Below are 6343 nucleotides of genomic sequence, written 5' to 3'. Positions count from 1 at the left end.
AAGTGGGGCGAATTATAGAGAGATTAAATGGCGCGTCAAGGACTTATTTAAGCTTTTGTTGCAGGAGCTGCTTTACGCGTTACCAGCCGCGGGATTCGCCGCTCCAATGCGGGAATACGCAAGGCCAGCAGGAACACGCCAATAGCAGCGTAGACCGACCATTCCTTGAGGTCGGCGCGCACTACCCAGAGAAAGTGCAAAAGGCCCAGGCCCAGGATCGCGTAGACCAGTTTGTGCAACTTCTTCCAACGCGCGCCCAGGCGGCGCTGACTATACCGATTGGAGGTCACCGCGAGTGCCAGCAAGCCCACAAAGCCCAGCATACCGACGATGATGTAAGGCCGCTTGCTCAGCTCGATACCCAATTGCCCCCAATCCAGACCAAGCACGAAGAACATGTAGGCACTCAGGTGCAGCACTATATAGGCAAAGCACCACAAGCCCAGCTGGCGCCGCGAGACGATCCAGCCCGCCCAACCGGTAAGGCGCTGCAAGGGGGTCATGCTCAAGGTGATCAGCAAGAAGGTCAACGCGCCCAGGCCCAGGCGATCAACCAGGATCTTGCCCGGATCCGGCCCAAGGGCTTGCATGGCCGCTTCATATAACCACCACAGCGGCCAGATACTGGCCAGGATGAAGATACCGAGTCGAAACAGTGGATAACGCATCAGTAGTTCTTCCGCAGGTCGAGGCCGCTGTACAGCCCTGCCACTTCTTCGGCATAGCCATTGAACATCTGCGTTGGCCGCACGTTGGGGCTGAACAGGCCGCTGGGCAGGCGCCGCTCACGCGCCTGGGTCCAGCGCGGGTGATCGACCTCGGGGTTTACGTTGGCGTAGAAGCCATACTCTTCCGGGGCAATCGCCTGCCAGGTGGTGCGCGGCTGCGCTTCAACCAGGCTGATGCGCACGATCGACTTGATGCTCTTGAAGCCGTACTTCCACGGCACCACCAAACGCAACGGTGCACCGTTCTGGTTGGGCAACTCGCGCCCGTACATGCCGACAGCGAGGATCGCCAGCGGGTTCATTGCCTCATCCAGGCGCAAGCCTTCTATATAAGGCCAGTCGATCAGGGCAAAGCTTGAGCGCTGGCCAGGCATGCTCTTCGGGTCTTGCAGGGTTTCGAAGCGAATGAAGCGTGCCTTGGACGTTGGCTCGACCTGCTTGAGCAGCGCCGACAACGGAAAGCCCAGCCAGGGTATGACCATCGACCAGGCCTCCACGCAGCGCAGCCGGTAGATACGCTCTTCCAGTTGGTAGGGTTTCATGAAGTCTTCCAGGGCATAGCGCCCGGGCTTGCCGACTTCACCATCCACCACCACTGTCCATGGCTCGGTTTTCAGGCTGCCGGCATTGGCTGCCGGATCGCCCTTGTCGGCGCCGAACTCGTAGAAGTTGTTGTAGTGGGTGGCATCCTTGAACGGCGTGATGGCTTCGCCAGGCGCCGTCACGGCTTGCCACTTGGTAGCGGCGAGCTTGTCGCTGAACCAGCCTGGCGCCCTGCCCGCCTCGACATCGGCATAGCGCGACGCGTCGGCAGCACCGGCCCACCGCGGCAGCGCAGTAGCGGCCAGGGCAGCCAGCGACCCGCCGAGAATGGCGCGGCGCGAGACATAAAGGGATTCGGGGGTGATTTCCGACTCTTTGCAATCGGAGGCTTTGGACAGCTTGATGAGCATGATGGCTCCGTAGAACTGGAGGACTGATGCACCAGTAGACTACGGAGCCCTAGCGAAATTACATCACTCGATGTTTTTCCGCCGACGCATGCGCAACAGGTATTGCACAGGGCCGGAGGCCGCATAGCCGAGGAACACCAGCAGCAGGATGCGCGGTGGGTCACTGAAGACTACCGCGAACACCAACACCACGGCGAGGATCGCTACGAACGGCACGCGCCCCTTGAGGTCCAGCTCTTTGAAGCTGTTGTACTTGATGTTGCTGACCATCAGCATGCCGGCCGCCGCCACCAGCAGCGCCACCAGGAACGACAGCTTCGAACCCTGGATGCCATAGTCGCTGAAGGCCCAGACGGTACCGGCCACCACACCGGCCGCAGCCGGGCTGGCGAGGCCGATGAAGTAACGCTTGTCGGCCTTGCCGACCTGGGTGTTGAAGCGCGCCAGACGCAGCGCGGCACCGGCGACATAGATGAAGGCAACCATCCAGCCGACTTTACCCATGTCACCCAGGGCCCAGCCGAACGCGAGCAATGCCGGGGCAACACCGAAGGCGACCATGTCCGACAGCGAGTCGTACTCGGCACCGAAGGCGCTCTGGGTATTGGTCATGCGTGCCACGCGGCCGTCCAGGCCATCGAGGACCATGGCGACGAAAATGGCGATGGCGGCGAAGGCGAAATACTTGCTCGCTTCGCGCGGATCACCCGCACTGAGGGCCGCCTGGGCGCTCATGGAGTTGATGATCGAATAGAAACCGGCGAACAGGTTCGCAGTGGTGAACAGGTTGGGCAGCAGATAGATGCCGCGATGCCGAACCTTGCGTCCTTCGGCGTCATGCCCTTCTTCAACATGCTCATCGATCGGTAGCAGGCTTTCGGCGTCAGAGGCCTTGTTCGGCTCTTCGGGACGTTCGCTCATGGACATTACCTTGCAACGGTGTGGAAAGTTTCGACAGACGTCTGCGACGAGGGTTCGCCGACAAACGATGAAGCTTTATACCAGAAGCTGACCGCCTAAACGAAAAAACGCGGCCGAAGCCGCGTTTTCATCGCATCAGGACAAGATCAGTTCTTGGCCTTGTCGACGATTTTGTTCGCCGCGATCCAAGGCATCATCGAGCGCAGTTGCTCGCCGATGACTTCGATGCCGTGAGCAGCGTTGTTACGACGCTTGGCGGTCATCGAAGGGTAGCCAGTGGCGCCTTCGCTGATGAACATCTTGGCGTATTCGCCGTCCTGGATGCGCTTCAGAGCGTTGCGCATGGCCTGGCGGGATTCGGCGTTGATGACTTCTGGGCCGGTCACGTACTCGCCATATTCGGCGTTGTTGGAGATCGAGTAGTTCATGTTGGCGATACCGCCTTCGTACATGAGGTCAACGATCAGCTTCAGTTCGTGCAGGCACTCGAAGTAGGCCATTTCTGGCGCGTAGCCAGCTTCAACCAGGGTTTCGAAACCGGCTTTGACCAGCTCGACGGTACCGCCACACAGAACAGCCTGCTCGCCGAACAGGTCGGTTTCGGTCTCGTCCTTGAAGGTGGTTTCGATGATGCCGGTACGGCCGCCACCAACGCCAGCAGCGTAGGACAGGGCAACGTTCTTGGCATTGCCGGAAGCGTCCTGGTAGACCGCGATCAGGTCAGGGATACCGCCGCCTTTGACGAATTCGGAACGTACGGTGTGACCTGGCGCTTTTGGCGCGATCATGATCACGTCCAGGTCGGCGCGTGGAACGACCTGGTTGTAGTGGATGGCGAAACCGTGGGAGAAGGCCAGGGTGGCGCCCTTCTTGATGTTCGGCTCGACTTCGTTCTTGTACAGCTGGGACTGGAACTCGTCCGGGGTCAGGATCATGACCAGGTCGGCAGCGGCAACAGCGGTCGCTACATCGGCAACTTTCAGGCCGTGAGCTTCAGCTTTGGCAACGGTGGCCGAACCTTTACGCAGACCGACAGTGACGTCCACACCGGAGTCTTTCAGGTTGCACGCCTGAGCGTGGCCCTGGGAGCCGTAACCGATGATGGCAACTTTCTTGCCCTGGATGATGGAAAGGTCACAGTCTTTGTCGTAATAAACTTTCATGAAAATACCCCTGTTATCTCGGCCCGTAAGGCCATCGCTAATTTTTTGAGTTAGATGCTGAGCACTTTGTCGCCACGGGCAATGCCGGTAACGCCGCTGCGCACTGTTTCGAGAATGGACGCGGTACCGATGGCCTGAATGAAGCTGTCAAGCTTGTCGCTGGCGCCAGTAAGCTGAACGGTATAGACGCTGCTGCTGACATCGACGATCTGCCCACGATAGATATCGGTGGTGCGCTTGATCTCGGCACGCTGGGCGCCCGTGGCCTTGATCTTGACCAGCATCAGTTCACGTTCGATGTGCGCGCTTTCCGAGAGGTCGACCAGCTTGACGACTTCAACCAGCTTGTTCAGGTTTTTGGTGATCTGCTCGATCACCTCATCATGACCGACCGTGGTCAACGTCAGACGCGACAGGGTCGGGTCTTCGGTTGGCGCCACCGTCAGGCTTTCGATGTTGTAGTTACGCTGCGAGAACAGACCGACCACGCGGGACAAGGCACCGGGTTCGTTTTCCAACAGCAGGGAAATAATGTGCCGCATGATTAGGTACGCTCCGTCTTGCTCAGCCACATATCGCGCATCGAGCCGTCTTTGATCTGCATCGGGTAGACGTGCTCGCTGTTGTCGACCTGGATATCGATGAACACCAGGCGATCCTTCATGGCGAACGCCTCCTCGAGCTTGGGCTTGAGGTCTTTCAGGCTAGTGATGCGGATACCCACGTGACCATAGGCTTCGGCCAGCTTGACGAAGTCAGGCAGCGATTCCATGTAGGAGTGCGAGTGACGGCTGTTGTAGGCCATGTCCTGCCATTGGCGAACCATGCCCAATACGCCGTTGTTCAGGTTGACGATCTTCACCGGCAGGTCGTACTGCAGGCAGGTCGACAGCTCCTGGATGTTCATCTGGATACTGCCCTCGCCGGTCACGCAGGCAACATCCTGGTCCGGGAAGTTCAGCTTGACGCCCATGGCCGCCGGGAAGCCGAAGCCCATGGTGCCCAGGCCACCGGAGTTGATCCAGCGGTTGGGTTTGTTAAAGCGGTAATACTGCGCCGCGAACATCTGGTGCTGACCAACGTCGGAGGTAACAAAGGCATCGCCCTTGGTCACTTCGCAGAGGGTCTCGATCACGGTCTGCGGCTTGATCACGCTGCCGTCGCCCTTGTCGTAAGGGAACATGTCGCGACCGCCACGCCATTCTTCGATCTGCTTCCACCAGGCGTCCATGGCCGCCTTGTCCGGCTGCTCGCCGATTTCGCGTAAGGTCGCGACCATTTCGGTCAGTACGCTCTCGACCGGACCCACAATCGGCACGTCGGCCTTGATGGTCTTGGAGATCGACGCCGGGTCGATGTCGATGTGGATAACCTTGGCGTTCGGGCAGAACTTGGCCGGGCCGTTGACCACGCGGTCGTCGAAACGCGCACCGACGGCGAAGATCACGTCAGCGTGGTGCATGGCCAGGTTGGCGGTGTAGCTGCCGTGCATGCCGAGCATGCCGAGGAACTGGCGGTCGGTACCCGGATAGCCACCCAGGCCCATCAAGGTGTTGGTGACCGGCAGGTTGAGCATCTGCGCAACTTCGGTCAGCGCGGCAGAGCCGCCGCCGAGGATCACGCCGCCACCGGCATAGACCACTGGGCGCTTGGCGGCCAGGAGCATCTCGGCAGCCTTGCGGATCTGCCCCGAGTGACCACGAACAGCCGGGCTGTAGGAACGCATCTTGACCTTTTTGGGGTAGACGTATTCGAACTTTTCCGCCGGGTTGGTCATGTCTTTGGGGATATCGACCACGACCGGGCCCGGGCGACCGGACTGCGCCAGATAGAAGGCTTTTTTCAGGACTTCAGGGATTTCCGAGGCATGTTTGATCATGAAGCTGTGCTTCACGATCGGCCGGGAAATACCGATCATGTCGGTTTCCTGGAAGGCATCGGTACCGACCATGGTGCTGGGCACCTGACCGGAGAGGATGACCATCGGAATGGAGTCCATGTACGCGGTGGCAATACCGGTGATGGCATTGGTCGCGCCTGGACCAGAGGTCACCAGTACCACGCCGGCCTTGCCGGTGGCACGGGCGTAACCGTCCGCCATATGGGTCGCTGCCTGCTCGTGACGAACCAGGATGTGGCTTACTTCCGGTTCTTTGAACAGGGCATCGTAAACATGAAGGAGAGCACCACCAGGGTACCCGTAGATGTGCTTAACGCCTTCGTCACGCAAAAAGCGGACGACCATCTCAGCGCCAGATAAAAGCTCCACGTTGTTCACCTCTAAAACGCCAGAATACCGTCCACGCTGGACGGGTCTTAATAGGTTTACTGCCAAGCAGAGCATGAGCGACGGAATCGCCGACTACGTCAGCACTGACTGAGCAAGTATTGGGAGCGCCCCAAAGTGTTGCGGGGTTTTCCCACCCAGCGCGAGGTAACGCGTTGCGGGGTGTTACAGGTCGGCGCGGGTGTGCGCCTCATGATCTGCTTAGCGGGTCTGCTTCTGGCAGTCCCTCTACAGCGGAATCTGGATTCTTCTTTTTCGGCGCGCGCAAGTCAAGAAAAATTATTGCCAATT

The 6343-nt window shown here is 59.3% G+C and carries 6 protein-coding genes; all 6 read right to left on the bottom strand.

The window, feature by feature from the left end; all coding sequences use genetic code 11:
* Window positions 1-47 precede the first annotated feature (47 nt).
* The 6 genes from msrQ to UW3_RS0113460 all read right to left on the bottom strand — a co-directional run bounded on the left by msrQ (window position 48) and on the right by UW3_RS0113460 (window position 6034).
* Window positions 48-668, bottom strand: coding sequence for a protein-methionine-sulfoxide reductase heme-binding subunit MsrQ (gene msrQ, locus UW3_RS0113485; protein ID WP_010223020.1), 621 nt, complete (start codon window positions 666-668; stop codon window positions 48-50).
* A complete protein-coding gene (gene msrP / locus UW3_RS0113480; protein WP_010223019.1) occupies window positions 668-1681 on the bottom strand; it encodes a protein-methionine-sulfoxide reductase catalytic subunit MsrP in 1014 nt (337 codons plus the stop codon). The genes msrQ and msrP overlap by 1 nt, the downstream gene beginning before the upstream one ends.
* Before the next feature lie 63 nt (window positions 1682-1744).
* A complete protein-coding gene (gene pssA / locus UW3_RS0113475) occupies window positions 1745-2602 on the bottom strand; it encodes a CDP-diacylglycerol--serine O-phosphatidyltransferase (protein ID WP_010223018.1) in 858 nt (285 codons plus the stop codon).
* Window positions 2603-2748: 146 nt separating this feature from the next.
* Window positions 2749-3765, bottom strand: a complete 1017-nt coding sequence (ilvC, locus tag UW3_RS0113470) for a ketol-acid reductoisomerase (RefSeq protein ID WP_010223017.1) — start codon at window positions 3763-3765, stop codon at window positions 2749-2751.
* A gap of 50 nt (window positions 3766-3815) precedes the next feature.
* Window positions 3816-4307 (bottom strand): acetolactate synthase small subunit, encoded by a 492-nt coding sequence (gene ilvN / locus UW3_RS0113465; protein ID WP_010223016.1) that lies wholly within the window; start codon window positions 4305-4307, stop codon window positions 3816-3818.
* A gap of 2 nt (window positions 4308-4309) precedes the next feature.
* Entirely contained in the window at window positions 4310-6034 is a 1725-nt protein-coding gene (locus UW3_RS0113460) for an acetolactate synthase 3 large subunit (protein ID WP_010223015.1), read from the bottom strand.
* Between the last annotated feature and the right edge of the window lie 309 nt (window positions 6035-6343).

Origin of the sequence: Pseudomonas donghuensis (genome assembly GCF_000259195.1) — a bacterium.
Classification (GTDB): domain Bacteria; phylum Pseudomonadota; class Gammaproteobacteria; order Pseudomonadales; family Pseudomonadaceae; genus Aquipseudomonas; species Aquipseudomonas donghuensis.
This window is presented reverse-complemented; position numbering and strand designations above follow the sequence as displayed.